29 protein-coding genes are annotated in these 25,021 nt (G+C 65.9%); 14 read left to right on the top strand and 15 right to left on the bottom strand.

What is annotated here, in order from left to right:
• Positions 1–275 precede the first annotated feature (275 nt).
• Positions 276–902, bottom strand: a complete 627-nt coding sequence (gene can, locus ISX93_RS01150; RefSeq protein WP_195776849.1) for a carbonate dehydratase — start codon at positions 900–902, stop codon at positions 276–278.
• Between the two features lie 198 nt (positions 903–1,100).
• Here can and ISX93_RS01155 point away from each other — a divergent pair, with 198 nt between their 5' ends.
• Both ISX93_RS01155 and ISX93_RS01160 read left to right on the top strand, forming a co-directional pair.
• Positions 1,101–1,778 carry a Crp/Fnr family transcriptional regulator gene (locus tag ISX93_RS01155; RefSeq protein WP_195776850.1) on the top strand — a complete coding sequence of 226 codons (678 nt, stop codon included), beginning with the start codon at positions 1,101–1,103 and terminating at the stop codon, positions 1,776–1,778.
• Positions 1,779–1,799: 21 nt separating this feature from the next.
• The gene (locus ISX93_RS01160) at positions 1,800–2,207 is read left to right on the top strand and encodes a putative zinc-binding protein (RefSeq protein ID WP_195776851.1); all 408 of its coding nucleotides are present in this window, start codon (positions 1,800–1,802) and stop codon (positions 2,205–2,207) included.
• Positions 2,208–2,371: 164 nt separating this feature from the next.
• On the opposite strand, the gene ubiT is transcribed toward ISX93_RS01160, so the two are convergent.
• The 9 genes from ubiT to ISX93_RS01205 all read right to left on the bottom strand — a co-directional run bounded on the left by ubiT (position 2,372) and on the right by ISX93_RS01205 (position 13,036).
• Positions 2,372–2,866, bottom strand: a complete 495-nt coding sequence (ubiT, locus tag ISX93_RS01165) for a ubiquinone anaerobic biosynthesis accessory factor UbiT (protein ID WP_195776852.1) — start codon at positions 2,864–2,866, stop codon at positions 2,372–2,374.
• The gene (locus ISX93_RS01170) at positions 2,860–3,750 is read right to left on the bottom strand and encodes a U32 family peptidase (protein ID WP_195776853.1); all 891 of its coding nucleotides are present in this window, start codon (positions 3,748–3,750) and stop codon (positions 2,860–2,862) included. Before ISX93_RS01170 ends, ubiT begins: the two co-directional genes overlap by 7 nt.
• Before the next feature lie 10 nt (positions 3,751–3,760).
• Complete coding sequence (gene ubiU, locus ISX93_RS01175) at positions 3,761–4,756, bottom strand: ubiquinone anaerobic biosynthesis protein UbiU (protein WP_195776854.1); 996 nt, start codon at positions 4,754–4,756, stop codon at positions 3,761–3,763.
• A gap of 183 nt (positions 4,757–4,939) precedes the next feature.
• Positions 4,940–6,175, bottom strand: coding sequence for a molybdopterin molybdotransferase MoeA (locus ISX93_RS01180; RefSeq protein WP_195776855.1), 1,236 nt, complete (start codon positions 6,173–6,175; stop codon positions 4,940–4,942).
• Positions 6,172–6,726: a molybdenum cofactor biosynthesis protein B gene (gene moaB, locus ISX93_RS01185; protein ID WP_195776856.1), complete on the bottom strand. Its 555-nt coding sequence runs from the start codon at positions 6,724–6,726 to the stop codon at positions 6,172–6,174. The genes ISX93_RS01180 and moaB overlap by 4 nt, the downstream gene beginning before the upstream one ends.
• A gap of 96 nt (positions 6,727–6,822) precedes the next feature.
• Positions 6,823–8,013 (bottom strand): NnrS family protein, encoded by a 1,191-nt coding sequence (locus tag ISX93_RS01190; protein WP_195776857.1) that lies wholly within the window; start codon positions 8,011–8,013, stop codon positions 6,823–6,825.
• A gap of 334 nt (positions 8,014–8,347) precedes the next feature.
• A complete protein-coding gene (locus ISX93_RS01195) occupies positions 8,348–8,983 on the bottom strand; it encodes a tetratricopeptide repeat protein (RefSeq protein ID WP_195776858.1) in 636 nt (211 codons plus the stop codon).
• Positions 8,984–9,062: 79 nt separating this feature from the next.
• On the bottom strand, positions 9,063–11,582 hold the full coding sequence (locus tag ISX93_RS01200) for an arylsulfatase (protein WP_195776859.1): 2,520 nt from the start codon (positions 11,580–11,582) through the stop codon (positions 9,063–9,065).
• 224 nt (positions 11,583–11,806) lie between these two features.
• Positions 11,807–13,036 (bottom strand): OmpP1/FadL family transporter, encoded by a 1,230-nt coding sequence (locus ISX93_RS01205; protein WP_195776860.1) that lies wholly within the window; start codon positions 13,034–13,036, stop codon positions 11,807–11,809.
• A 316-nt stretch (positions 13,037–13,352) separates the two neighbouring features.
• Between ISX93_RS01205 and ISX93_RS01210 the strand changes: the two genes are divergently transcribed.
• The 3 genes from ISX93_RS01210 (at position 13,353) to ISX93_RS01220 (ending at position 14,747) form a co-directional block, all read left to right on the top strand.
• Entirely contained in the window at positions 13,353–13,634 is a 282-nt protein-coding gene (locus tag ISX93_RS01210) for a hypothetical protein (RefSeq protein ID WP_195776861.1), read from the top strand.
• Positions 13,635–13,674: 40 nt separating this feature from the next.
• Positions 13,675–14,439, top strand: a complete 765-nt coding sequence (locus ISX93_RS01215) for a substrate-binding periplasmic protein (protein ID WP_229731966.1) — start codon at positions 13,675–13,677, stop codon at positions 14,437–14,439.
• 74 nt (positions 14,440–14,513) lie between these two features.
• Positions 14,514–14,747: a TIGR02647 family protein gene (locus ISX93_RS01220; RefSeq protein WP_195776862.1), complete on the top strand. Its 234-nt coding sequence runs from the start codon at positions 14,514–14,516 to the stop codon at positions 14,745–14,747.
• Positions 14,748–14,800: 53 nt separating this feature from the next.
• Here ISX93_RS01220 and ISX93_RS17210 read toward each other — a convergent pair whose 3' ends face one another.
• Positions 14,801–14,977 carry a DUF1289 domain-containing protein gene (locus tag ISX93_RS17210; RefSeq protein ID WP_308705277.1) on the bottom strand — a complete coding sequence of 59 codons (177 nt, stop codon included), beginning with the start codon at positions 14,975–14,977 and terminating at the stop codon, positions 14,801–14,803.
• 58 nt (positions 14,978–15,035) lie between these two features.
• Complete coding sequence (cyaY, locus tag ISX93_RS01230; protein WP_195776864.1) at positions 15,036–15,368, bottom strand: iron donor protein CyaY; 333 nt, start codon at positions 15,366–15,368, stop codon at positions 15,036–15,038.
• Between the two features lie 234 nt (positions 15,369–15,602).
• Here cyaY and lptM point away from each other — a divergent pair, with 234 nt between their 5' ends.
• From lptM to ISX93_RS01265, 7 genes are read left to right on the top strand one after another with little or no spacing between them, the layout of a single operon-like run.
• Positions 15,603–15,740, top strand: coding sequence for an LPS translocon maturation chaperone LptM (lptM, locus tag ISX93_RS01235; RefSeq protein WP_195776865.1), 138 nt, complete (start codon positions 15,603–15,605; stop codon positions 15,738–15,740).
• Between the two features lie 9 nt (positions 15,741–15,749).
• Positions 15,750–17,009 (top strand): diaminopimelate decarboxylase, encoded by a 1,260-nt coding sequence (gene lysA / locus ISX93_RS01240; protein ID WP_195776866.1) that lies wholly within the window; start codon positions 15,750–15,752, stop codon positions 17,007–17,009.
• A 4-nt stretch (positions 17,010–17,013) separates the two neighbouring features.
• Entirely contained in the window at positions 17,014–17,844 is an 831-nt protein-coding gene (dapF, locus tag ISX93_RS01245; RefSeq protein WP_195776867.1) for a diaminopimelate epimerase, read from the top strand.
• Positions 17,845–17,856: 12 nt separating this feature from the next.
• Positions 17,857–18,102, top strand: a complete 246-nt coding sequence (locus tag ISX93_RS01250) for a hypothetical protein (protein ID WP_195776868.1) — start codon at positions 17,857–17,859, stop codon at positions 18,100–18,102.
• Complete coding sequence (locus ISX93_RS01255) at positions 18,099–18,797, top strand: DUF484 family protein (RefSeq protein WP_195776869.1); 699 nt, start codon at positions 18,099–18,101, stop codon at positions 18,795–18,797. The genes ISX93_RS01250 and ISX93_RS01255 overlap by 4 nt, the downstream gene beginning before the upstream one ends.
• Positions 18,798–18,837: 40 nt before the next feature.
• Positions 18,838–19,773, top strand: a complete 936-nt coding sequence (gene xerC, locus ISX93_RS01260; RefSeq protein WP_195776870.1) for a tyrosine recombinase XerC — start codon at positions 18,838–18,840, stop codon at positions 19,771–19,773.
• Entirely contained in the window at positions 19,770–20,477 is a 708-nt protein-coding gene (locus ISX93_RS01265; protein WP_195776871.1) for an HAD family hydrolase, read from the top strand. The genes xerC and ISX93_RS01265 overlap by 4 nt, the downstream gene beginning before the upstream one ends.
• Positions 20,478–20,532: 55 nt before the next feature.
• On the opposite strand, the gene sutA is transcribed toward ISX93_RS01265, so the two are convergent.
• The 3 genes from sutA to glnK all read right to left on the bottom strand — a co-directional run bounded on the left by sutA (position 20,533) and on the right by glnK (position 22,812).
• Complete coding sequence (gene sutA, locus ISX93_RS01270; protein ID WP_195776872.1) at positions 20,533–20,862, bottom strand: transcriptional regulator SutA; 330 nt, start codon at positions 20,860–20,862, stop codon at positions 20,533–20,535.
• A 254-nt stretch (positions 20,863–21,116) separates the two neighbouring features.
• Entirely contained in the window at positions 21,117–22,439 is a 1,323-nt protein-coding gene (locus tag ISX93_RS01275) for an ammonium transporter (RefSeq protein ID WP_195776873.1), read from the bottom strand.
• 34 nt (positions 22,440–22,473) lie between these two features.
• Positions 22,474–22,812, bottom strand: a complete 339-nt coding sequence (gene glnK, locus ISX93_RS01280) for a P-II family nitrogen regulator (protein WP_090198361.1) — start codon at positions 22,810–22,812, stop codon at positions 22,474–22,476.
• Positions 22,813–23,217: 405 nt separating this feature from the next.
• On the opposite strand from glnK, the gene ISX93_RS01285 reads away from it, so the two are divergent.
• Together ISX93_RS01285 and ISX93_RS01290 are read left to right on the top strand one after the other, a co-directional pair.
• Positions 23,218–23,478, top strand: a complete 261-nt coding sequence (locus ISX93_RS01285) for an accessory factor UbiK family protein (RefSeq protein ID WP_195776874.1) — start codon at positions 23,218–23,220, stop codon at positions 23,476–23,478.
• Between the two features lie 33 nt (positions 23,479–23,511).
• Entirely contained in the window at positions 23,512–25,008 is a 1,497-nt protein-coding gene (locus tag ISX93_RS01290; protein WP_195776875.1) for a YifB family Mg chelatase-like AAA ATPase, read from the top strand.
• The last annotated feature ends 13 nt before the right edge of the window (positions 25,009–25,021 follow it).

Genomic DNA, 25,021 nt, shown 5'->3' on the forward strand with positions numbered 1-25,021 from the left:
CCAACCCTCTCCCGCAGGCGGGAGAGGGGGTGGCTCCGGGTGTGCGTTGCCCCCGGCGCGAGCTGTTGCATGTTGCAGCCCGCCGGACGGCGACCCGCGGGTTGCACCCGCCCTACAACAGCGCCCACCGGAAGTGTTTGAGCCGGGACGACGGGTGGCGTTGCGGCTTGTGTGGGCGGCGCTTGCGCCGCGCTGAAGGCCGGCAAGCCCGCAGGGCGGGTGCAACCCGCCGGGCAGGGGTGCGCGGGCTGCACCCGCCCTGCGCCAGCCGCGGTTCAGTCTTCGTAGAGAAAGCTGGCGTCGAGCTGGCCGGCCGCGTCGATGGTCACGCCGAGGTCCTTGACCAGCCCGTCCTCCAGGCCGTAGATCCAGCCGTGCACGGTCAGTGGCTGGGCGCGCTTCCAGGCGTTCTGCACGATGGTGGTGTGGCACACGTTGCGCACCTGGCGCTGCACGTTGAGCTCGCACAGCAGGTTGACCTGCGCCTCCTCATCCAGCCCGGCAAACCGGTCGAGATGCTGGTGATACAGCCCCTTGAGCGCGCGCAGCCAGTTGTCGATCAGGCCCAGCTCGGCGTGCCCGAGCGCGGCCCGCACGCCGCCGCAGCCGTAGTGGCCGCAGACGATGACCTGCCGGACCTGCAGCACATCCACCGCATACTGCAGCACCGAAAGAAAATTCATGTCGGTGGCCACCACCATGTTGGCCACATTGCGGTGCACGAACAGCTCGCCGGGCATCAGGCCGACCACCTCGTTGGCCGGCACGCGGCTGTCGGAGCAACCGACCCAGAGGAACTCCGGACGCTGCTGGCTGGCCAGGCGGGCAAAGAACTCCGGGTCGCGCGCGCGCAGGGATTCCGACCAGAACCGGTTGTTGTCGAGCAGTTGCTTGATGTCCATCGGGCCTCCGGGCGTTTGCTTGGTTTGTGCCTGTCTGTTGTCCGCGCCGGCGCGAGCCTGGCCCCAGGCACAGTGGCATGCCAGGCGCTGAATGTAACGCCACTTGGCCAGGCTGCGCCCACCTCTTTGGAGGTAGTGCGGCAGAGGAATGGGCACTGCTGGCCGGGCACCATAGGATGCAGGTCACGGAGGTGTCTCATGCTCACCGATCCCGCCATCCTTGCCGCACTGCGCCAGCATCACCTGTTCGCCCGCCTGCCCGAGCCGGCGTTTCAGGAAGTCTGCAGCCTGGCCAACCTGCGCCGCCTGGAAGTCGCTGACTGTCTGTTCCATCAGGGCGACCCGGCCGAGCGCTTCTACCTGCTGCTCGATGGCCAGATGAAGCTGATCCGCACCCTGCCCGAGGGCCAGGAAAAGCTGGTGGAAGTCATCCAGCCCGGGCAGAGCTTCGCCGAAGCCCTGCTGTTCAGTGGCGCGCGCTGTTACCCGGTGACCGCCAGCGCACTGCGCGGCAGCAGCCTGCTCAGCATCGACGGCGCGCACTACCGGCACCTGCTGGAAGAGCAGCCGAAGATCTGCCTGGACCTGCTGGCCAGCTTCAGCATTCGCCTGCACCAGCGCCTCAACGAGATCGACACCCTGACCCTGGCCAACGCCAGCCGCCGCGTGGTGCGCTACCTGTCGCAGGCGCCGCAGGACGCCAACGGCGAGATCCAGCTGGGCGTGTCCAAGCGCCTGATCGCCTCCCAGCTGGGCATCCAGCCGGAAACCTTTTCGCGGATCCTGCACCGTCTGATCGACGCCGGGCTGATCGCCATGCAGCAGCGCAGCATCCAGATTCTCGACCGGCCCAGCCTGGCCGGCTATTGCGACTGAACGCGCAGAGGAGAACCCCGCATGTCCAAACCTGCCTTGCCCCTGGTGTATTCCTGCTCCGGCTGTTCCAACGTCGCGCAACTGGCCAACACCCTGGCGGTGCGCCTGGACCGTGCCGGGCTGGCCGAGATGTCCTGCATCGCCGGGGTCGGCGGACGGGTCTCCTCGCTGGTCGACAAGGCCAATTCCGGCCGGCCGATCCTGGCCATCGACGGCTGCCCGCTGCAGTGCGTCAAGGGCTGCCTGGCGCAACACGGGGTGAGCGCCAGCTACCACCTGATTCTCAGCCAGCGCGGCCTGAAGAAGCGCTACGGCGAGGACTGCAGCAGCGCGGACGCCGACCAGCTGTTCGCCGAACTCGGCGAGCTGATCGCCAGCGACCGCCTGCAGCCGAAACCCCCGCGCCAACCACTGCGCCCGGTGAGCTGAACCGGTAGCGACACCGGTCCATCGGCCCCGACGCCGCACTGTCGCGCAACCAACACTGTAGGAGCCAGCTTGCTGGCGATGCTTTTGACCTGCCAGGATCGCCAGCAAGCTGGCTCCTACAGGGCCCGTTATTTTATTAATTCATATATAAAACAACGATTTATTTATTTCCAAGCGCGGCTTGAGCCGTTGACGGCGCACAGCTCGTCCCCCAGATCACCCAGCAGGCGCCACAGCGGCGCCGGCAGATCATCCGGATCAAGGCTGTCGATCAGGTTCTTCAGCGCCAGGCCCAGCTCGGTATCGCCTTCGATCAGCAGACGCCGACGGAAGAACAGGGTGTCCGGATCCTCGCGGCGGCTGGCCAGCAGCAGGAACTCGCGCCAGTTGCCGCGGATGCACACATCCACCGGCGCCTGCGCCGCCACCTGCAGGCCCGCCGGGCCGCGGCTGACGCACCAGGCCAGGCCGAGGTCGCTGACCTCCAGGCGCAGCCAGCGCCCGCGCAGCAGTTCGAAACGGCCATCGGCCAGCGCCGCGGCAAACAGCCAGCCGGTCAGCTGCTGCAGCGCCTGCTGCTGCAGCACGAAGGGCAGATGACGCCCCAGCGGCAACAGTCGCTCGCCCAGGCGCAAGGCCAGGCCCGCCGGCTTCAGCATAAGCCGGCCGCCTCGGCCCGCAGCATGCCCGGAAGGCCGTGCCAGTAGCCGTTGCAGCCGTCGACGGCGAGCGGTGGCAGCGCGCCGTTGCGCACCCGGTCGAAGGCCGCGACCACTTCGCGCATGCCGCTGGCCCGCGGGCTCAGGCGCAGCATGTCGACGCCCAGCGCCTGCAGCCGCGGGTAGTCGGCCAGCAGGTTGCTGACCCCCGCCGACAGGGTCTGGATGCCGTTGAGGGTGAACAGTTCGGCGCCTTCCTGGCTGCGCAACGCAATGCCCTCCGGGTAGTTGCGGCAGCACAGCGCGCAATCGTCCTTCGGCCGGTTCTCCGCCCGCGCGCTGAAGCAGCGCGCCGAGTAGGCCAGCGGCAGGTGGCCGTAGGCGAATACTTCCACCTCGGGGCGGGCCACGCCTAGGCTGTCGAGCTGCTGCAGGGTGGCCTCGAGCAGTGCCGCGGAACACTCCACCGGCGGCACCCAGCGCTGCAGGCCGCAATCGATCAGTTCGGCCAGGGCATGGCCGTTGTACAGGTTCAGTGCCGGACCGGCGACGAAGGGCAGGCCGCGCTCGCGCAGGAACTGCACCGCGCCCATGTCGTTGGCCTCGACGCGCAGCTCACCGTTGTCGCACAGGCGCCGCAGGCTGGACAGCTCGGAACCGGCCTCGACCAGCGCCAGCCCGGACAGCAGCAGTTCGGCCCTGCTGCACTGGCGCAGCTCGCGGGCCAGCCCGAGCCAGTCATCCAGGCCCAGTTCGCGGCGCTTGGAGCAGACCGTCTCGCCCAGGTAGATGGCGTCCAGCGGCTGGGGCGCCAGCTCGGCATAGAATTCCAGCAGCGTTGCGCGCGGCCAGAAGAACAGCAGCGGCCCCAGACTCAGTTTCATCGCGTGTTCCTCATTGCCAGGCCCGATGGTAGGCGCCCAGGGTGGTCTGGCTGCCTTCGGAGACTGCCTGCAGCGCCCGCTGCCACTGCGGCTGCACGCTGAACGCCTGCGGGGCGCGGGCATGCGCATCCAGCGCCGCGCGCCAGACCCGGGTGACCTGCTCGACATAGGCCGGGCTGCGCTGGCGGCCCTCGATCTTCACCGCCGCGATGCCGAGCGCGGCCAGCTGCGGAATCAGGTCGAGGGTGTTCAGGCTGGTCGGTTCCTCCAGCGCATGAAAGCGCTGGCCATTGACCAGGAAGCGGCCCTTGCACAGGGTCGGATAGCCCGCAGGCTCAGCGGCTCCATAGCGGTCGATCAACACGCCGTTGAGCCTGGCACTGAGCCCGTCGGCGTCTTCCTGCCAGCGCACCGCGCTGGCCGGCGAACAGACCCCGCACAGGTTCGGCGACTCGCCGGTCAGGTAGGACGACAGGTGGCAGCGGCCCTCGGCCATGATGCACAGGCTGCCGAAGGCGAACACCTCCAGCGGTACCGGGCTCTTGCCGGCCAGTTGCCGCACCTGCGCCAGCGACAGCACCCGCGGCAACACCGCCCGGCGAATGTTGTAGCGCTGCTGGTACAGCAGCAGGGCCGCCAGGTTGGTCGCCGAGCCCTGCACCGAAAGATGCAGGTTGAGCCCGGGATGGCGCCGGCTGGCATAGGCCAGCACCCCGGGATCGGCCGCGATCAGCGCATCCACGCCGAGGTCGGCGGCACAATCCACCGCCCGCTGCCAGCGCGCCCAGCCGGCCGGCTGCGCGTAGGTATTCACCGCCAGGTAGAGCTTGCGGCGCTGCTGGCGGATCAGCTGCAGGCCGCTATCCAGCTGCTGTTCATCCAGGTTGAGGCCAGCGAAATGGCGTGCATTGGTGTCATCGCGAAAGCCCGCGTAGATCGCATCGGCACCTTCGCGCACGGCGGCCTTGAGTGCGGGCAGGCTGCCTGCCGGACAAACCAGTTGCATGGGATTCACTCCATCACTAATCGGTGGCGGCCACTTTAGGCGCTGGCGCGGCAATCACCATGATGCCGGTCAAGGCTGCCAAAATGCCGAAGGGATCGGCAGCGCAAAGGGCTTGCTGGGGTGTGCCGCGGCAGCGGGGTGCGCGGCCAGCGGAGTCCGGCTCCGTGCCCGGCGGCTGCCGCCTCAAGGGCCGAGCAGGGCGCTGAACGGCAGGTAAGCGACCGCTTCGCCGGCGTCCAGCAGCTGGCCAGCCTCGACCAGTGCCAGACCATCGGCCCAGCAGGCCGAGGTCAGCATGGCCGAGCCCTGGCGCGGGTGCAGGCACACGCACAACTGGCCATCATGGGTTTCCAGACGCGCGCGCAGGTACTGGCGGCGGCCGTTGGCCTTGTGCCAGGCAAACCCCGCCGGCAGGCGCAACGCCTGCGGCAACACGTCCTGGCAACCCTGGGCGCGCAGCAGGAAGGGCCGCGCCACCACCAGCGCGGTGATCAGCGCTGCCGCCGGATTGCCCGGCAGGCCGAGCCACGGCTTGCCGGCCACCGCGCCGAATGCCAGCGGCTTGCCCGGCTGGATCGCCAGGCGCCACAGCTGCAGCTCGCCCAGCTCGGCCACCGCCTGCTTGAGATGGTCTTCCTCGCCCACCGAAACGCCGCCGGAGCTGAGCAGTACATCGCATTCGGCCGCTGCGCGCAGCAAGGCTGCACGGGTGGCCGCCAGGTCGTCGGTGCTGCAGCCGTAGTCACGCACCTCCAGCCCCAGGCCCTGCAGCACGCCGCGCAGGCTGTAGCGGTTGGCGTCGTAGATCTGCCCGGGCCGCAACGGCTCGCCGGGCTCGCGCAGTTCGTCGCCGCTGCTCAGCAGACCCACGCGCAGGCGCCGGTAGACCGCCACCCGGGCCAGGCCGCAGCTGGCCAGCAAGCCCAGTTCCTGCGCGCGCAGGCGTTGGCCGGCGGCCAGCAGCGGGGCGCCGGCGGCGAGTTCTTCGCCCTGCCGGCGCACATGCTGGCCCGGCACCACGGCGGGCAGCCAGACGCGCCCGTCCGCCAGCCGGCAATCTTCCTGCGCCACCACGCTGTCAGCGCCCGACGGCAACGGCGCGCCGGTGAAGATCCGCGCGACATGCCCGGCGAGCAGCGCCTGTTGCGCGCTATCGCCGGCGGCAATCCGCCCGCCCAGCGGCAGGCTGCCGCCGCCCGGCGCCAGGTCGGCGGCACGCAGGGCATAGCCGTCCATGGCGCTGTTGTCCCACTGCGGGACGGCGAAGGGCGCCGCCACTGACTCGGCCAGCACCCGGCCGAGCGCGTCCGCCAGCGCCACTTGCTCCACTGCTGGGAGGGGCGGAACCCGTGCCAGCAGCTCGGCGATGGCCTGGTCGACCGGGCGCAGGCCGTCGGCAGCGCAGCCGCAGGCACTCATGTGCGCGTCCCGCAGAGCGGCGTTGGCTGCTCGGCCTGGCGCTTGAGATGGGGGACGAAATTGCACGGCCGGGTACGGCTGTCGAGCTGTTCGAGGAGGATCTTCTGCCAGCCGGTACGGCAGGCATTCGGCGAGCCGGGCAGGCAGCAGACCAGGGTGCCGTTGCTGATCCCGGCCAGCGCCCGCGACTGCAGGCTGGAGGTGCCGATTTCTTCCAGCGAGAGCAGGCGGAACAGTTCGCCGAAACCGTCCACCTGCTTGTCCAGCAGCGGGGCCACCGCCTGCGGCGTGTTGTCCCGCGCGGTGAAGCCGGTGCCGCCGGTCAGCAGCACGACCTGTACCAGCGGGTCGGCAATCCACTGGCTGACCCGCGCGCGGATCTGCCAGATGTCGTCCACCACCAGGGCGCGGCCGGCGAGCTGATGGCCGGCGGACTGCAGGCCATTGACCAGCACCTGCCCCGAGGTATCGGTCTCCATGGTGCGCGTATCGCTGATGGTCAGCACGGCAATCTGCAGGGGCTGGAATTCGCTAACGGACAGGTGGGCCATGACGGGAGTCTCCGGAAAAGGTCTGCCGGCAGACTGCCTGTCCCGGCGCCGTTCAACCATTCCCCGTTGGAGGTATGACCTGGAACCGCGCCGGCCTCAGCCGGGATGGCCGTCCGCCCGCGTGCGGCAGAGCATCGGCGCATAGCGCCAGAGGAACAGGCCGAATGCCAGCGTCCAGCACAGCAGCGCCAGCCACAGGCTGCCCTGCGGCCACAGGCCGACCAGGAATACCCGGGCGAACGCCCCGGCATTGAGCAGGGCAAAGGCCCACGACATGCCCCTGGGCAGCACCAGCGGACGCCCGGTGTGCCCCAGGCTGACCCGCGCCAGCATGGCCAGAATCAGCCCGGCCATGCCACCCACCGTCAGCGCGTGCAGCGCCTGGCTCGAACTGGCCAGCCAGCCGGCGTGCCACAGCGCCATGCCGGCGCAGGCCAGCACCAGCCAGGCATAGGCCAGGTACAGCGACCACAGCAGCGGCACCCGCCACAGGCCGCGATCCTGCCAGCGCAGCAGGCGCAGGCCATGACCGAGCGCCAGCAGCAGGAACAGCAGCCCGACCAGCGGGCTCGGCTGCAGGGCCACACCGCCGGCATGCAACAGCGCCACCAGCGCGGTGCCCAGCAACAGCGCCCAGTCCAGCCACACCAGCGGCGCCACCGCGGTCGCCCGGTTCAGCCCGCGCTGGATGAAGAACGGAATCACCCGCCCGCCGATCAGCGTCATCATTGCCGCCACCAGCCACACCGCCGCCAGCACCGCGCGGCGCTGCCAGTCCTGGTCGTCCAGCGCCAGGCCGGCCAGACACTGCGCATCGGCGAGCCACAGCAACAGCAGGATGGCCACCACCGGGTAGTTCTTCTGCTGCCGCACCGCCCACAGCAGGCGTGCCATGGCCAGCGCCACCAGCAGCAGGAACAGCAGGTTCAGCGCCAGCAGCAGCCACAGCGGCGAACCCGGCAGCCAGCTCAGGCGCGCCCCCAGCCAGACGCCGAACAAACCGGCCAGCGGCCAGCCGGACAGGCTCGGCCGCCCGGTCCAGGTCTGCACCGCGGTGAGCAGGAAGCCGGCGATGATCGCCGCGGCAAAGCCGAACACCAGCTCATGCCGGTGCCAGGCCAGCCAGCCGCCCTGCGGTTGCCAGCCGCCCGTCATGCCGAGGTACGCATGCACCCACAGGGTGATCGCCAGCACGGCGAACAGGCTGCCGAACAGGAAGAACGGACGGAATGCCAGACGCAGCAATGGCGGGATTTTCAGGGCCTGGCGTTTTTCCACGATCTGCATGGGTCTGCCTGCAAGAGGTTAGGGGAGTGACACTGTGCCCGGCCCGGCGCAACCGGCCTTGACCGTGGTCAAGCCTGGCCTGCGCAGGCCGGCGAGTTAACCGGCCGTTGAACAATTACCGGCGTTGCCGATTCTGCGTTTGCCCAGGTGTTGTCCGCGTGAGTGGTTGAACCTGCTGTTTCCCGCATAGGGTCGGCGTAGGGTGGGCGTAGGGTGGGCTTCAGCCCACCATTTGCGCGGCCTGTTTTGGTGGGCTGAAGCCCACCCTGCGACAAGCACGCGTACAGATCCTTTTCAACGGCGTGTTAAGCACGCATTTGCCGGACCGGCTGGCTCAGCGCGCCGTTTGTTCGAGGTATTGCTCCAGTCCCGGCTGCAGGTTGCCCGGCTTGAGCAACGCCTCGGTCAGTGCCAACGCCTGCTTGACCTCGTCCAGCGGCATCTGGTTGGCCAGGCCCTGGCGGTTCTGCGCGGCCTGGGTCTGGCCGTTGCCGGCATAGGCGACCGAAACGTTGTACAGCGCCAGCGCCAGCACCTTGTCCTGCGCCACCCCCTGGCCGTTCTGATAGAGCACGCCGAGGTTGCTCAAGGCATCGATGTCGCCCTGCTCGGCAGCCGGACGATACCAGCGTGCCGCCTCCGGGTAGTTCACCGGCATGCCGACGCCGTGTTCGTGCATCGCGCCGAGGTTGTACTGCGCATCGCTGTTGCCCTGCTCGGCCGCCTTCAGGTACCAGGCCGCGGCCTGCGGCAGATCCTTGCTGACCCCGAAGCCGTTCTCATAGAGCACGCCCATGGCGTACTGGGCGCGCGGGTCGTGCTTGTCCAGAAGCGGGCGCAACTCGCTCTGCGCCGTGGCGTAGTCGGCCGCGGCAAAGGCCGCCGCCGCTTCGTCGAAACCGGCCAGGACGGCTGGAGCAGCCAGGGCCAGCAGCAGGCCGAGACCGGCACAGGTTGGTTTCGGGGTCATGCAAACTCCTTGAGCAAGGCCCGCAGGCCGAACATAAAAACGGGGCGCCAAGCGCCCCGCATTCTAACGCCAGGGAGGTTCAGTCCTTGGTCTGCATGGCCGTCTCAAGCTTCTTGATGTCTTCCGGCGTGAGTTTCGGCCGGTCGATATCGACGGTCAACTTGTTGAGCTTGCCGGTGAAAGTGAAGGGCGGCTGGTAATCGGCATCGTTCACCCCGGTCAGGGTGTCGGAACCGATATCGAAGCTCTCGTCCCACTGCAGGATCATCGGCAGGGTCTTGTTCATCTCTTGCGTGGCGACCACCTTGCCGTCCACCTTCAGCGTGCCAACCCCCGGCCGGCCTACGCCGGAGAAGTTGTTGTACGCCAGGGTCCCGGCGCCCAGGCCTGAGTACCTGAAGTCAAACTCAAGGGTATGGCGGCCCGGGGACAGCGCCTCGCTGCCCTCCCACTTCAGGCGCTCCAGGTCGACCAGATTCCACAGAAACACCGGCTTGCTGTCTTTCAGGTAGAAGCCATACCCGGCAAACCGGCCACCGGAGGTCACCAGCATGCCTTCGGCGCCACCCTGCGGCACCTCGATGTCGGCGCTGATGGTGTAGGACGCATTGAGAATGCTCGGCGAGTCGCCTTGCGGCAGGCCAACCATCGGCTGGGTGTAGACGAACTGGCTGCGCCCGGCGGTGATATTCGGGCGCGGCGCGACGATCCGCGCGGCCACCGAGGCATCCATCGGCAGTACCTGATGCTGCTTCGCTTCGGCGAGGAACCTGGCGCGCATTGCCTCGACCTTCTGCGGGTACTTGGCAGCCACATCTTCCGTCTGGTTGAAGTTTTCATTCAGGTTGTACAGCTGGAACACCTGATTGTTCAGCGGGTCCGGATTGGCCGGCCCGAACGCCTGCCACGGGGCCCGGTTGACCTTGGTGCTGAGCAGCCAGCCATCTTCATACAGCGCCCATTGGCCCATCATCTCGAAGTACTGGACCTTGTGCTGCGACGGCACCTTGGCGTTGGCCTTGTCGAAGGTGTAGAGGAAGCTGGTGCCCTCGATTGGCGCCTGCTTGATCCCGTCGACCACTTCAGGCGCCTTGATCCCAGCGGCCTGCAGAATGGTTGGCACCACGTCGATGACATGCACGAACTGTTCGCGCAGCGCGCCCTTGTCCTTGATCCGCGCCGGCCACGACACCACCATGTTCTGGTTGATGCCGCCCAGGCGCGAGGCGTTCTGCTTGAACCAGTCGAACGGCGTATCGAAGGCCCACGACCAGCCGGCCGACATGTGGTTGTAGGTCTGCTCGGTGCCCCAGACGTCGTACCACTTCATTTGCATTTCGGCCGGCATCGCACCGATGCCATTGAAGAACGCCACCTCATTCGGGGTGCCCAGCGGCCCGCCTTCGGCCGAAGTGCCATTGTCACCGTTGATGTAGATGACCAGCGTATTGTCGAGCCGCCCCAGATCCTCAAAGCCCTGGATCACACGGCCGATCTCATGGTCGTTGTAGGCCGCGAAAGCAGCGAACACCTCGACCTGGCGGATGAACAGCTTCTTCTCCACGTCGGTGAGCTGATCCCAGGGCTTGATCACCTCGCTCGGCCAGGGGGTCAAGGTCAGATCCTTGGGAATCACACCCAGCTTTTGCTGGTTGGCGAAGATGCGCTCGCGCAGTTTCTCGTAACCATCATCGAACAGGTGCATGGCGCTGATCTTGTCCACCCACTCCTTGGTCGGGTGGTGTGGTGCGTGGGTGGCACCCGGCGCGTACTTGATGAAGATCGGCTTGGTCGGGGCGATCTGGTGCATCCGCGTCATGTAATCGATCGCGTCATCGGCCATGGCCGTGACCAGGTTCCACTTGCCTTCCTGGCCTTGGAACGGGTAGATCTGCGTGGTGTTGCGGAACAGGTTCGGCGCCCACTGGTTGGCATCACCACCGACAAAACCGTAGAAATACTCGAAGCCCATGCCGGTTGGCCATTGATCAAACGGGCCGGATTGACTGGCGGCAAAAGCCGGAGTGTTGTGGTCCTTGCCGAACCAAGCGGTGGAGTAGCCATTGTCTTTGAGGATACGGCCGATGGTGGCCTTGTCCTCGGCGATGATCGAGTTGTAACCGGGGTAGCCCGTGGACTGCTCGGAGATCACCCCAAAGCCGGCGGAGTGATGGTTGCGTCCGGTGATCAGCGCCGCGCGGGTTGGCGAGCAGAGTGCGGTGGAGAACATGCGGTTGTAGCGCAGGCCCTCGGCGGCAATACGGTCCATGGTCGGCGTGGGAATCACCCCGCCGAAGGTGCTGGGCACACCAAAACCGGCGTCATCGGTGATCACCAGCAGCACGTTGGGCGCACCCTCGGGCGGCACGATGCGCGGCTCCCACCAGGGCGTGGACTGCAGCGCACCCTCCTTGATTGTGCCAGCGAAGGGCATCTCCGGCGCCGGCAGCTGCTGACCGGAGAGCACGCGGCTGGCACTGGGAGAGCCGGACGTGCCAATGATCTGGTCGGCGTGGAGCGCCGGGGCCAACTGGGCGCACCAAGCGGCCAGGGCAAGGCTGAGCCCTGCACTACCGCGCCGCCAATTGAAGCTGTACATATGCGTGACTCCTTTGCCTGTTGCAGATGATCTGTTTGCGCCTTGACGCCAATCAGGAGGATAGCCCGGCATTGACTATTGATCGGGCCCTTGAATAGTAGTCCCGCGGGTAGAAACGCCATCCCGCAGGCTGTGTGAGAACTACTGCGCTGCAGGCAGGACAGGATCCACCCCGCCCGCCGTCATCTCCGTCGAAGCCGCTGGCTCGCGACCGCCGCCAGCACTCAGAAGCGCCAGGTCATGCTGCCGCTGAAGGCCTGGATCCAGGCATCATTGAAGCTGCCGGAAACCTGGGCCGGGTCACTCGCCGGCAGTGTCCGGGTCTGTGAAACCGAGATATCGCCGAACCACACCAGCGCATAGCTGAAATTGACATCGGTCTGCGGGTCCAGCGCATAGGTCAGTCCGGTGCCCAGCCGCCAGACGTCGCCCATGGGCAACGCCCAGCTGCGCTTGCTGTCAGAGACAGGCGAACTGTCATAGGCCACGCCGAGGTTCCACAATAGTTGCTCGGTCGCCTGGTACTGGCTGCCCACCGAGAGGTGCCAGGTATCGTCATACTCTTGGTCGAGCGTGGTCGCGCGCTGGGTATCGGTATCCAGCTGGACATACACCTCGCCGAACTCCGACCAGTCCTGCCAGCCGGCGCTGGCCAGCATTGCCCAGCGCGGCGTGACCTGCTGGTACAGGCTCAGGGTCGCGGTCTGCGGCACGGTCATATCCAGCTTGGTATTCACCCCGTTGAGCGGCTCGTAAAGCGCATCGATACTGGAGAAATCCAGGCCGTCCTCGAAATCCAGATCAATCTTGCTGGTGTAGCTGAGGCCGATCCGGGTGCCTTGCCGCGGGGCGAAAATCAGTCCGAGATTGCCGCCATAGCCCCAGTCCTCGTCCTTGTACTTGAGCTGCCCGTCCGGGCGGTTGAGCACGCCGAGCGGATCGTTGTTGACGGCCATCTGGCTCTCGACGATGCCGTACATGGCCTGCAGGCCAACACCCAGCGACCACTGCTCGTCGAGCCTGTAGGCCGCGCCGGGCACGAAGGACAAGCCGCCCAGGGTGGCGTTCTGCATGTAGTAGCGGCCCGACCAGTCATTGTCGTAGTTCTCGCTCAGGCCGAAGTTGCTGAAGGTTCCGAAGCCCAGCGTCCACTGCTCGTCCAGCCGGTGGCTGGCAAAGAAGCTGGCGCCGGGAATGAACTCCACCGCATTGCCGCTGTTGCCGCCCGGAACATTGGTGCTGGCGTCGTAATCCACCTCCAGATGCCCTACCAGCCCCACCAGGCCACCGCTGACCTGAGTGCCTTCCAGGTAGCTGAGCCCGGCAATGTTGCTGGCGATGGTGGCGGGGCCCTGGGCCCGTGCGGCGGCGCCGGCGTTGGCCAGGCCGGTATTGTCGCTACCGATTTCATAGAGCATCAGCCCGCCCGCCTGGGCCAGCTGGGGTCCGGCCATGCCAAAGCTTGCCAGTACAGCCAGGGGGAATAGACGATATCTGCAGTGCATGTGGACACCTTTGTATTTGTAGGGAAAACCGCTTGCGCCGCGGAGTCTTCTGGCTGATCCGCATGCTCGGAGCAAGGATAATAGCCCGCCCGCCAGGAAAGCGGAGTTGTTCGCAGCAGACAGCGGATCGGCAAAGCCACGGGCGATTCTAGCCAGCCGCTGCACCATCGACCACGGGTCGGTATGTCCAGCTGCAAGCAATCCACTTTGGCTGCCGGCCCGCATCTGCTAAGTTGCGCATCAACCCTGCCTGCCTGGATGCGCCATGAGCGATAGCGACGACAATGAAGAAGCGTTCACCGAGGCGACCCTGATCGGGGCCATCGAAAACCAGATCGAGGCCGATGACCCGCCGGCGGCGCGGGCGACCTGCAACAAGCTGACGCTGGTCGGCTATCCGCGCGAGGAAATCCTGCAGATGATGGCACTGGTGCTGGCCCGCGAAATTGGCGCGATGCTGGCGGAAGACCGGCCTTTCGACCGCGACGGCTACGAACTGGCCCTGCGCCGCCTGCCGGAGTTACCCCCGGAGTGCGCCGAAGATTGAATCGCGCGTCGATGCCGGCCCGGCCCGGCGGCCTGCAGCCTTGAGACGACAACTGCTCCGGGCCAGCCTCTGCGGCAGTCTGCTCGCTGCCTGCCTGCTCAGCGCATCGCTGCACGCCGAGCGCTACCTGATCGGCGCAGAGGACGACTGGTATCCCTACACCGCACTGAAGGATGGCGAGAGCCGGGGGATGTCAGTGGATATCGTCCGGGCCGCCTTCGCGGCCACCTCCGCCGACATCCAGCTGGTTGCCTATCCCTATGCGCGCTGCATGCAGATGGCCCTGCGCGGCGAGCTGGTAGCCTGCTTCAACACCGCGCCCGACGCCCGGATTGCTGACGATTACCTGCTGCCGGCGACTCCGCTGTTCCGCGATGACATCCTGCTCTGGGCGCGCAGCGCTGAGGCCACGCCACTGCAAGACCTGGGGCTACTCGGCGGCAAGCGGGTGGCGGTGACCATCGGCTACGAGTACGGCAGCCGCTTCGACGATGATTCGAGCATTGTCCGCGTCAAGGTGCGCAAGGACCTGATGGGCTTTCTCATGCTCGAGCACAAGCGCGTGGACTACTTCGTGGCCTACCGTGGCACGGCGGCACAGCTGTTTCACGATGAGCCCGGCCTGGCCGGCAAGTTCACCGCGGTGGCAACGGTGCACCAGCCGCAGCTGTTCCTCAGCTTTTCACGGCATAACCGCCTGGCGGCAGAGGCCCTGAACGACTTCGAACAGGGCATGCGGATCATCCATGACAACGGCCGCTATCAGCAGATTCTGCAACAGTGGCAGCATAATCCTGCACACTGAGTCCGGCCTCGCTACACTGCAACCGACTGCACGCCAACGGGCGGGCAGATCCTTCTGACAAGACCGGAGTGCTTATGGCGTACACCCCCGAGTTGATAGCCGAGCTGGAAATTCTCACCCTGTTCAATCTGGCCAACACCACTGAGGGCATCAAGGTTCACCACACCGCCGCACCCAGCGCCATTGCCGCCGCCCAGCGCCTGCACGACAAGGGCCTGATCAGCCAGCCCGATGGCGGCTACCTGACCAGCCTGGGCCTGGATGCTGCCGAGCACGCCCAGTCGCTGCTGACGATTCTCACGCCCTGAGCAGGCGCAACTCCCTGCCCGGCCACGGCACCGCCGCCCTGCCGGGCAGTTGCTCAATCCGCCCCGCCTGACGCCGAGAACCGCTGCTGCCGGGCCCTGAGGCGGTTGTGCGCATCGGTGCAGATGACCTGACGGCGCTCGTTATCGGCCGCATACCATTCGAGAATTTCGCCCAGACTGCGCCCGCAACCCACGCAGATATCCTCATCGTCCAGGCAGCAATTGCGCACACAGGGCGAGGCCTGCCGCCCGGCCGGTGCCGCCTCGGTAGCCGTGCCGGGTGGCGGTTCAGTCGAATTCGAACTCAAGTTCAGCGCCTCCCTGCTCTCGGCAGATCCGCTCCAGCATCTCGCCGAGCAGTTCGCCACTGCTGTCGCAGATCCAGCCACCCTGCTCATCGTCGTAGTCGAAATGAAAGCCGCCGGAACGCGCCGCCAGCCACAGCTGGCGCAGGGGCTCCTGGCGACTGAAGATCAACTGGCTGCCATTCTCGAAGCGCACGGTGAGCACCCCCGCGCTGTTCTCCAGATCGACATCCAGGTCACTGTCATCGAACACATCCTCGATCGCCTGCTGCACGGCATCAACCAGATCGTGAAAACGCGCTTCGCTCAAACTCATTGCAGGTCCCTCGGAAAAGTCTGGATAGTCGCAGCCTGCTGCGTGCCGCCAGCTGCCGGACAAAACCGGATAATGCCGGACATCCGCGCGCCTGTCTTGCCAAGCCTGCCGGGGCGCCGCCTGCGCCAGCGATCGCGCGGCTTGCACAGCGCGCTCGCCCCGGCCCCGCGTGCATAGGCAAGCTGTCAGGTGGCCGGTATACTGCCGGCAATCATCGATTTCAGGATTTTCAACATGAAGCGCCTGCTGCTGTCCTTCATTGCGCTTGCCGTACTGAGTGTCTCCCTCGCCGGTTGTGGCCAGAAAGGCCCGTTGTACCTGCCGGACGACGAGAAAGCCGTCAAAGAACGCGACAAAGACGTCTTTCTCTAAGGGGGTTACATGGAAGCTTTCACCCGCCGCGACGGCCAACTGTTCGCGGAAGGCGTTGCGTTGTCTGCTATCGCCGAACGTTTCGGCACGCCGACCTACGTCTATTCACGCGCCCACATCGAACAGCAATACCGTGCCTACGCCGACGCCCTGCAGGGCATCGAGCATCTGGTGTGCTTCGCGGTCAAGGCCAACTCCAACCTCGGCGTGCTGAATGTCCTGGCGCGCCTGGGTGCCGGCTTCGACATCGTTTCGCGTGGCGAGCTGGAGCGGGTGCTGGCGGCCGGCGGCCGGCCGGACAAGATCGTGTTCTCCGGCGTCGGCAAGACCCGCGATGACATGCGCCGCGCACTGCAGATCGGTGTGCACTGCTTCAATGTCGAATCCACCGACGAACTGGAGCGCCTGCAACTGGTCGCCGCCGAGCTGGGGGTCAAGGCGCCGGTGTCGCTGCGGGTCAACCCGGACGTGGATGCCGGCACCCATCCGTACATCTCCACCGGGCTGAAGGAAAACAAGTTCGGCATCGCCATTGCCGACGCCGAGGCCGTCTATGCCCGCGCTGCCGCCCTGCCAAACCTGCAGGTGCTCGGCGTCGATTGCCATATCGGCTCGCAGCTGACCAGCTTGCCGCCGTTCCTCGACGCCCTCGATCGCCTGCTGGCACTGATCGACCGTCTGGCTGCCCGGGATATTCACATCCGCCACCTCGACCTCGGTGGCGGCCTCGGCGTGCAGTACCGCGACGAGCAGCCGCCGCTGGCCGGTGACTACATCGCCGCGGTGCGCGAACGCCTGGGCAAGCGCGCGCTGGCCCTGGTGTTCGAACCGGGCCGCTCGATCGTGGCCAATGCCGGCGTGCTGCTGACCCGCGTCGAGTACCTCAAGCACACCGAGCACAAGGATTTCGCCATCGTCGATGCGGCGATGAACGACCTGATCCGCCCGGCGCTGTACCAGGCCTGGATGGACGTGGTCGCAGTGCAGCCGCGTGACGCGGCAGCGCGCAGCTACGACATTGTCGGACCGATCTGCGAAACCGGTGACTTCCTCGCCAAGGGCCGTGACCTGGCGCTGGCGGAAGGCGACCTGCTGGCTATCCGCTCGGCTGGCGCTTATGGCTTTGTCATGAGCTCCAACTACAACAGCCGCGGCCGCGCCGCCGAGGTGCTGGTGGACGGCAGCGCGGCCTTCGAGGTGCGCCGGCGCGAAAGCGTGCAGGAACTCTTCGCCACTGAAAGCCTGCTGCCGCGCGACGCGCAAGGATAAAGCCATGCTATTGCGCTTTACCAAGATGCACGGCCTGGGCAACGATTTCATGGTCATCGACCTGGTCAGCCAGCAGGCCCATATCCAGCCCAAGCATGCCAAGCAATGGGGCGACCGCCACACCGGCATCGGCTTCGACCAGCTGTTGCTGGTGGAAACGCCGACCCGTCCGGATGTCGACTTCCGCTACCGCATCTTCAACGCCGACGGCTCCGAGGTCGAGCAGTGCGGCAACGGTGCGCGCTGCTTCGCCCGCTTCGTGCTCGACAAGCGCCTGACCGTGAAGAAGCGCATCCGCGTGGAAACCCGCGGCGGCATCATCGTCCTGGAAATGCGTGCGGACGGCCAGGTGACTGTCGACATGGGCGCCCCGCGCCTGGATCCGCCACTGATTCCGTTGGTGGCCGACGCCGAAGCACTGACCTACGCTGTGGACGTCGAAGGCCAGAGCATCGAGCTGGCCGCGCTGTCCATGGGCAACCCGCACGCGGTGATCCGGGTGGCAGACGTGGACAGCGCGCCGGTACAGAGCCTGGGGCCGAAGCTCGAAGTGCATCCGCGCTTCCCGCAGCGGGTCAACGTTGGCTTTCTGCAAGTCATGGATCGACAGCACGCCAGGTTGCGCGTCTGGGAGCGCGGTGCCGGGGAAACCCAGGCCTGTGGTACCGGCGCCTGCGCCGCGGCAGTCGCGGCCATTCGCCAGGGCTGGATGGATTCCCCGTTGCAGCTTGAGCTTCCTGGCGGCAAGCTATGCATCGAGTGGGCAGGAGTGGGACAGCCGGTTATGATGACCGGGCCTGCAGTCCGCGTGTACGAAGGGCAGATTCGACTCTAAGCGAGCATTGCCATGATCCTGGAAGCCTCAGCTGGCCGCTTGTATAAAGCGCATAAGGTGATGATGCTGAAAAGATTATTTGAACGCCCGAAATTCACCTGCCTGGTGCATGCGCTACAGGCCGAATTGCACGAATTTCATTACGCGCGGCTGCGTTGTAACCCCCTGGAATGGACTGGCCATTCCGCGTCGTTACGCCTTGCCCTGCACCCCAGAATCCGCACCCTTCAGCCTGTCCAACCGAGGTTTCCGGGATGACCGAAGAACGCAAGGATCCAGTGCCTCTCGATTCGGATATGGTGGCCGCCTATCTGCGCATGCATCCGGAGTTCTTCGTCGACCACGACGAGCTGATTCCCGACCTGCGCATCCCGCACCTGCCCGGCGAGGCCGTCTCGCTGGTGGAGCGCCAGGTCAAGCTGCTGCGCGAGCGCAACATAGAGATGCGCCACCGCCTGTCGCAGCTGATGGACGTGGCCCGCGACAATGACCGCCTGTTCGACAAGACGCGCCGGCTGGTACTCGACCTGCTTGATGCGGCGAGCCTGGAGGAAGTGGTCAGCGCGGTGGAAGACAGCCTGCGGCATGAATTCAAGGTGCCCTTCGTCAGCCTGATCCTGATCAGTGACAATCCTGGCGGCGTCGGTCGGTCGGCCAGCCTGGCCGAAGCCCATCAGGCGATTGGCGGCCTGCTCTCCGGCAGCCGCAGCGTCTGCGGCATCCTGCGCCCGCAGGAGCTGGCATTCCTGTTCGGCGAAGAGGAGGGCGCCAAGGTCGGTTCGGCGGCGATGGTCAGCTTGAGCCATCAGGGCCTGCATGGCGTGCTGGCGATCGGCAGCGCCGATCCCCTGCACTACAAGAACTCGCTCGGCACCCTGTTCCTCGGCTATGTCGCGGAAGTGCTGGCACGCGTGCTGCCGCGCTTTGCCACACCACTGCGCTCGGTGCGCTAGGCGGTCGGGCACCCCTCGTTTTCGCAGGTATACAGTCAGCATGCACAGCCCGCTCGACGCCTACCTCAGCCACCTGCGCAACGAACGCCAGCTTTCTGCGCACACCCTGGACGCTTACCAGCGCGACCTGCGCAAAGTGCTGGCCTACTGTGAACATGAACAACTGCACAGCTGGGCCGAGCTGGACGCGGCGCGCCTGCGCCGCATCGTGGCCCGGCTGCACCAGCAAGGCCAGTCGGCGCGCAGCCTGGCGCGCCTGCTCTCGGCCGTTCGCGGGCTCTACCAGTACCTGCTCCGCGAAGGGCTGTGCCGGCATGATCCAGCCGACGGCCTGAGTCCGCCCAAGGGCGCGCGCAAGCTGCCGCGGGCACTGGATGCTGACCGTGCCATGCAACTGCTCGACGGCGGCGTGGAGGATGATTTTCTCGCCCGTCGCGATCAGGCACTCCTCGAGCTGTTCTATTCCTCCGGCTTGCGCCTGTCCGAGCTGGTCGGCCTGAACCTCGAGGCGCTTGACCTGCCCGGGGCCATGGTGCGTGTCCACGGCAAGGGCGGCAAGACCCGCGACCTGCCGGTCGGGCGCAAGGCCGTGGCCGCCCTGCGCGACTGGCTGGCGCTACGCAGCAGCGCCAACCCGCCGGACAGCGCCGTGTTCATCAGTCGCCAGGGCCGCCGCCTCAGCCCGCGTGCGGTGCAGCTGCGCGTCGGTCAAGCCGGTGTGCGCGAACTGGGCCAGCACCTGCACCCGCACATGCTGCGTCACAGTTTTGCCAGCCACATGCTGGAGTCCTCCCAGGACCTGCGCGCCGTGCAGGAGCTGCTCGGGCATGCGGACATCGCCACCACGCAAATCTATACCCACCTCGACTTCCAGCATCTGGCCAAGGTCTACGACAACGCCCACCCGCGCGCCCGCCGGCAAGACAGCAGCAGTGCGCCGGCGGACAATGACACCGCCAGCGGGGAAACCCCATGAGCATCGCGCTGGTCACTTTCGATCTGGACGATACGCTGTGGAGTGTCGCTCCGGTCATGCACGGCGCCGAAGCCGCGCTGCGCGAATGGCTGGCCGCCAGCGCGCCCCTGCTCGGCCCGGTGCCGGTCGAGCACTTGTGGGGCATCCGTGGTCGCCTGCTGCAGCTCGATCCGTCCCTGCGCCACCGCCTGAGCGAACTGCGCCGACGCATCCTTCACCTCGCCCTGCGTGAAGCCGGCTACTCCGATGTGCAAGCCCTGGCGCTGGCCGAACAGGGCTTTCAGGTATTCCTGCAGGCACGCCACCAAGTCGACCTGTTTCCCGAAGTGCATCCGACCCTGGAGACGCTGGCCAACCGCTATTGCCTGGGTGTCATCACCAACGGCAATGCCGATGTGCGCCGCCTGGGCCTGGCCGATTACTTCCGCTTTGCCCTGAATGCCGAGGAGCTGGGTATCGGCAAGCCTGACCCGCGGCCCTTTCGCGAGGCGCTGCAGCGCGCCGGGGTAAGCGCACGGGAAGCCGTGCATATCGGCGATCATCCCGGCGATGACATTGCCGGCGCACTGAACTCCGGCCTGCGCGCCATCTGGTTCAACCCGCTGGGCAAGGCCTGGGAAGGCGAGCAACCAGCCCATGCGGAAATTCGCAACCTGGCCGAACTGCCGGCAGTGCTGGAGCGCCTGGCGCGCAGCCAGGGCTGAAGCCCGAGCATAAAAAACCCGCCTGTAGCGGCGGGTTTTTTCATGCATCACCGGTTCAGATCGGCCGGCTACCGTATTTGCTGTCGGGCTTCTTGGGTGGATCGGCCACCACATTCGGATCGATTTCCTGCACCTTGCCGCCGCGCGCGAGAAACTCTTCCATTGCCTTGGCCAGCGCATCACGTTCTGCCTGCTTGGCCTCGACGGAAGGCAGCTCCTCTTCCTCGACCACTACCTTGGCTTTGCCTTTGCTGCTGGGCGCCGCCTCGGCACTGTCGCCGTCGCCGTCGCCATCATCAATATCGCTGTCGTCGGCGGCAACGTCCTCGCCATCCTCTTCGTCAACACCTTCGATGTCGTCTTGCTCGAGTTCTTCGTCGCTCATGTTCTACCTCATGGCTTGCCAAAGCAGTTTATTTATAGCGCAGTCGCACAGGCTGGTGCGTGCAACCGGAAAATTTCTGAAAGCTCTGATCGACAATCCCTCGCCATGCTGAACAAGGTAGACGCTAAATGCACGGAGCGCTGCCTGACAGTTCTTCCGGCGCGCATTCTAGCGCGGCGCCAGAAAAAACAAAGGGCACCCGAAGGTGCCCTTTTCCAGAATCGTCCGGGATGAGCCGGACGCCGGGTAACGTGTTACAGGTTGTAGCCGCGTTCGTTGTGCAGGGACAGATCCAGACCGATGGACTCTTCTTCCTCGCTGACGCGCAGGCCCATGACCATATCCAGCACCTTGAGAATCACGAAGGTGACGATGGCGGTGTAGATCACGGTGAAGGCTACGCCCTTGAACTGGATGAGCAACTGGCCGGGAATGTCTTCCACGGTGCCGAAGCCACCCAGTGCCGGCGCTGCAAACACGCCGGTCAGCAGGGCACCAACGATACCGCCGATGCCATGCACGCCGAAGGCATCCAGGGAGTCGTCATAGCCCAGCTTGCGCTTCAGGCTGGTCGCGCAGAAGAAGCAGATCACGCCGGCTGACAGGCCGATCACGATGGCACCCATCGGGCCGGCGGTACCGGCGGCAGGAGTGATGGCAACCAGGCCGGCAACCACGCCCGAGGCGATGCCCAGAGCGCTTGGCTTGCCATGGGTCAGCCACTCGGCACCCATCCAGCCCAGAGCAGCGGCGGCGGTGGCGATCTGGGTAACCAGCATGGCCATCCCTGCAGTGCCGTTGGCAGCCACCGCGGAGCCTGCATTGAAGCCGAACCAGCCGACCCACAGCATAGCCGCGCCAACCAGGGTGTAGCCCAGGTTATGCGGTGCCATCGGCGTGGTCGGGAAGCCCTTACGCTTGCCGAGCACGATGCAGGCTACCAGGCCGGCGATACCGGCGTTGATGTGCACCACGGTGCCGCCGGCAAAGTCGAGCACGCCCCAATCCCACAGCAGGCCACCGTTACCGGCCCAGACCATGTGCGCAATCGGTGCGTAAACCAGGGTGAACCAGACCGCCATGAAGATCAGCATCGCGGAGAACTTCATGCGCTCGGCGAAGGCACCGACGATCAGCGCCGGAGTGATGATCGCGAAGGTCATCTGGAACACCACGAACACGCTTTCCGGCACCAGATAGGTCAGGCTGGCAGGGGTCAGGCCGCTGAGGAAGGCCTTGCCGAAGCCACCGACGAAGGAATTGAGGTTGACCACTCCCTGTTCCATGCCGGTGGTATCGAAGGCGATGCTGTAGCCGTAGACGACCCACAGAATGCTGATTACGCAGGTGATGGCAAAGCACTGCATCAGGACGGAAAGGACGTTCTTCGAACGCACCATGCCACCGTAGAACAGCGCCAGACCGGGAATGGTCATGAACAGAACGAGCAGTGAAGCTACCAGCATCCAGGCGGTGTCGCCTGAGTTGAGGACCGGAGCAGCCTCGTCAGCCAGGGCCAGGCCGGGGGTAACGAGGGACAAAAGGGCTCCTAGCCCTGCGATTTTGCGCAGAGTCATGGTGTTTCTCCTGGGGCTTGGGGGTTTGGAAGTGTTAAACCGCGTCGGTGCCGGTTTCGCCGGTACGAATACGGATGGCCTGTTCCAGATTGACCACGAAAATCTTGCCGTCACCGATCTTGCCGGTGTTGGCAGCCTTGGTGATGGCTTCGATCACAGCATCGAGCTGGTCATCGGCGATCGCCACGTCGATCTTCACTTTTGGCAGGAAGTCGACAACATACTCCGCACCGCGATACAGCTCGGTGTGGCCTTTCTGCCGACCAAATCCCTTGACCTCGGTAACGGTAATGCCCTGCACGCCGATCTCGGACAACGACTCGCGCACATCGTCCAGTTTGAACGGCTTGATAATCGCAGTGACTAACTTCATGTAACTCTCTCCCGTATTTGGTGGACTTGCCCCAGGCAACAAACCCGCGACAAGTCTATGCGCTGTGTCCGACTTTTGTAACAGTCCGGACCAACCTGATCCGGTCACTCCGGGTTCCAACCTGCCTGGTGGCGGCAATAGCCATCAGTCCTGATGCACCTGAACCGCCTCGGTGCATGCGTCGATCGAACCTCTGCAGAATGCTTGCCAAGTTTTTAAAAGCTTTATTTTTCAGACAGATATGCGCTCTTTACGGTGATCCTGGCGCAAATAGAGCAATCCACAGCGCACCGTTATGGTGCGTCATCCGATCCTTCCCTGCGCGAAAGTCGTGCGTCAACCGGCCGGCAGCCTTGCGCGCAGGCCGCGTGCTAAACTGCCGGCGTCATTTCGAGGAACCTCGCCATGCTGCCGCCCAAAGCTTTGCTCGACACCCTAGCCGGTCATGCCTCCCGCCTGTTCAACGGCGAAACCCCGCTGCCCCACGCGGAAATCGAGGCGCAACTCAAAGCCCTGCTGCAAAGCGCCTTCAGCAAGCTGGACCTGGTCAGCCGTGACGAGTTCGACAGCCAGATGACCGTTCTGGCGCGCACCCGCACCCGCCTGGAAAGCCTGGAAGCCAAAGTTGCCGAGCTGGAAGCCCGGCTCAATCCGCCCGCCAGCTAGATCCTAGCCGGCGGGACTGATCAAGGAGCGATCATGTCCCTGGCCATCGTCAACAGCCGCGCCCAGGTGGGCGTGGAAGCGCCCGTGGTGACCGTCGAGGCACACCTGGCCAACGGTCTGCCGTCCTTCACGCTGGTCGGTCTGCCGGAAACTGCGGTCAAGGAAAGCAAGGATCGCGTGCGTAGCGCGATCCTTAATTGCGGCTTCGAATTTCCAGCGCGGCGGATCACCCTCAACCTCGCACCGGCCGACCTGCCCAAAGACGGCGGGCGCTTCGACTTGGCCATCGCCCTGGGCATTCTCGCTGCCAGCGGCCAGATCCCTGCAGACAGCCTGGCCAGCCTTGAATGCCTGGGGGAGCTGGCACTGTCCGGCGCGATCCGCCCGGTGCAAGGCATCCTGCCGGCGGCGCTGGCCGCCCGCGCGTGCGGACGCACTCTGGTGGTGCCGAAGGAAAATGCCGAGGAGGCCTGCCTGGCTTCGGGCCTGCCGGTATTGGCCGTCGACCACCTGCTGCAACTGGCGGCACACTGTTCAGCTCGCGAACTGCTGCAGCCCTACCAGTCCCAGGGTCTCGCGCGCATCCCCGAACCCTACCCCGACCTGGCCGACGTACAGGGCCAGCCAGCTGCCAAGCGCGCCCTGCTGATTGCCGCCGCAGGTGCACACAACCTGTTGCTCAGTGGCCCGCCAGGCACCGGCAAGACCCTGCTGGCCAGCCGCCTGCCCGGCCTGCTGCCGCCACTGGCCGAGCAGGAAGCCCTGGAAGTGGCGGCCATTCACTCGCTGGCCAGCAGCATTCCGCTGGATCGCTGGCCGCAACGGCCATTTCGCCAGCCGCACCACAGCGCTTCCGCTCCGGCGCTGGTCGGCGGCGGCAGTCGGCCCCGCCCCGGTGAAATCACCCTTGCCCATCAGGGCGTGCTGTTCCTCGACGAACTGCCCGAATTTGACCGCAAGGTCCTCGAAGTGCTGCGTGAACCGCTGGAGAGCGGCCAGATCGTGATTGCCCGCGCCAACGACAAGGTGCGCTTTCCGGCGCGCTTTCAGCTGGTGGCGGCGATGAATCCCTGTCCCTGCGGCTATCTGGGTGATCCCGGCGGGCGCTGCCGCTGCTCGCTGGAGCAACTCCAGCGCTATCGCAACAAGCTCTCCGGCCCCTTGCTCGACCGTATCGACCTGCACCTCACGGTGGCCCGCGAAGCCACCAGCCTGAACAGCACACCCGACCCGCGCGACAACACTGCCCGCGCGGCTGCCAGGGTAGCTGCCGCGCGCCAGCGGCAACAGGTTCGCCAGGGCTGCGCCAATGCCTTTCTCGATCTCGACGGCTTGCGCCAGCACTGCAGCCTGGCCGGCAGCGACCTGCATTGGCTGGAGACCGCCTGCGAGCGCATGGGCCTGTCACTGCGGGCCGCCCACCGCACCCTCAAGGTGGCCCGCACCCTGGCCGACCTCGAGGGTTGTGCGGCGATCAACCGCGACCATCTGGCCGAAGCCCTGCAGTACCGGCCGAGCAGCGCACCCTGAGCTCCGCCAATGT

It is taken from the genome of Pseudomonas sp. N040, from assembly GCF_015637705.1.
Lineage (GTDB): Bacteria > Pseudomonadota > Gammaproteobacteria > Pseudomonadales > Pseudomonadaceae > Aquipseudomonas.

Excerpts from the sequence above, each read along its gene's own strand:
- can (WP_195776849.1), bottom strand. The coding sequence starts at position 902 with ATGGACATCAAGCAACTGCTCGACAACAACCGGTTCTGGTCGGAATCC.
- ISX93_RS01155 (WP_195776850.1), top strand. The coding sequence starts at position 1,101 with ATGCTCACCGATCCCGCCATCCTTGCCGCACTGCGCCAGCATCACCTG.
- ISX93_RS01160 (WP_195776851.1), top strand. The coding sequence starts at position 1,800 with ATGTCCAAACCTGCCTTGCCCCTGGTGTATTCCTGCTCCGGCTGTTCC.
- ubiT (WP_195776852.1), bottom strand. The coding sequence starts at position 2,866 with ATGCTGAAGCCGGCGGGCCTGGCCTTGCGCCTGGGCGAGCGACTGTTG.
- ISX93_RS01170 (WP_195776853.1), bottom strand. The coding sequence starts at position 3,750 with ATGAAACTGAGTCTGGGGCCGCTGCTGTTCTTCTGGCCGCGCGCAACG.
- ubiU (WP_195776854.1), bottom strand. The coding sequence starts at position 4,756 with ATGCAACTGGTTTGTCCGGCAGGCAGCCTGCCCGCACTCAAGGCCGCC.
- ISX93_RS01180 (WP_195776855.1), bottom strand. The coding sequence starts at position 6,175 with ATGAGTGCCTGCGGCTGCGCTGCCGACGGCCTGCGCCCGGTCGACCAG.
- moaB (WP_195776856.1), bottom strand. The coding sequence starts at position 6,726 with ATGGCCCACCTGTCCGTTAGCGAATTCCAGCCCCTGCAGATTGCCGTG.
- ISX93_RS01190 (WP_195776857.1), bottom strand. The coding sequence starts at position 8,013 with ATGCAGATCGTGGAAAAACGCCAGGCCCTGAAAATCCCGCCATTGCTG.
- ISX93_RS01195 (WP_195776858.1), bottom strand. The coding sequence starts at position 8,983 with ATGACCCCGAAACCAACCTGTGCCGGTCTCGGCCTGCTGCTGGCCCTG.
- ISX93_RS01200 (WP_195776859.1), bottom strand. The coding sequence starts at position 11,582 with ATGTACAGCTTCAATTGGCGGCGCGGTAGTGCAGGGCTCAGCCTTGCC.
- ISX93_RS01205 (WP_195776860.1), bottom strand. The coding sequence starts at position 13,036 with ATGGCCGGACCCCAGCTGGCCCAGGCGGGCGGGCTGATGCTCTATGAA.
- ISX93_RS01210 (WP_195776861.1), top strand. The coding sequence starts at position 13,353 with ATGAGCGATAGCGACGACAATGAAGAAGCGTTCACCGAGGCGACCCTG.
- ISX93_RS01220 (WP_195776862.1), top strand. The coding sequence starts at position 14,514 with ATGGCGTACACCCCCGAGTTGATAGCCGAGCTGGAAATTCTCACCCTG.
- cyaY (WP_195776864.1), bottom strand. The coding sequence starts at position 15,368 with ATGAGTTTGAGCGAAGCGCGTTTTCACGATCTGGTTGATGCCGTGCAG.
- lptM (WP_195776865.1), top strand. The coding sequence starts at position 15,603 with ATGAAGCGCCTGCTGCTGTCCTTCATTGCGCTTGCCGTACTGAGTGTC.
- lysA (WP_195776866.1), top strand. The coding sequence starts at position 15,750 with ATGGAAGCTTTCACCCGCCGCGACGGCCAACTGTTCGCGGAAGGCGTT.
- dapF (WP_195776867.1), top strand. The coding sequence starts at position 17,014 with ATGCTATTGCGCTTTACCAAGATGCACGGCCTGGGCAACGATTTCATG.
- ISX93_RS01250 (WP_195776868.1), top strand. The coding sequence starts at position 17,857 with ATGATCCTGGAAGCCTCAGCTGGCCGCTTGTATAAAGCGCATAAGGTG.
- ISX93_RS01255 (WP_195776869.1), top strand. The coding sequence starts at position 18,099 with ATGACCGAAGAACGCAAGGATCCAGTGCCTCTCGATTCGGATATGGTG.
- xerC (WP_195776870.1), top strand. The coding sequence starts at position 18,838 with ATGCACAGCCCGCTCGACGCCTACCTCAGCCACCTGCGCAACGAACGC.
- ISX93_RS01265 (WP_195776871.1), top strand. The coding sequence starts at position 19,770 with ATGAGCATCGCGCTGGTCACTTTCGATCTGGACGATACGCTGTGGAGT.
- sutA (WP_195776872.1), bottom strand. The coding sequence starts at position 20,862 with ATGAGCGACGAAGAACTCGAGCAAGACGACATCGAAGGTGTTGACGAA.
- ISX93_RS01275 (WP_195776873.1), bottom strand. The coding sequence starts at position 22,439 with ATGACTCTGCGCAAAATCGCAGGGCTAGGAGCCCTTTTGTCCCTCGTT.
- glnK (WP_090198361.1), bottom strand. The coding sequence starts at position 22,812 with ATGAAGTTAGTCACTGCGATTATCAAGCCGTTCAAACTGGACGATGTG.
- ISX93_RS01285 (WP_195776874.1), top strand. The coding sequence starts at position 23,218 with ATGCTGCCGCCCAAAGCTTTGCTCGACACCCTAGCCGGTCATGCCTCC.
- ISX93_RS01290 (WP_195776875.1), top strand. The coding sequence starts at position 23,512 with ATGTCCCTGGCCATCGTCAACAGCCGCGCCCAGGTGGGCGTGGAAGCG.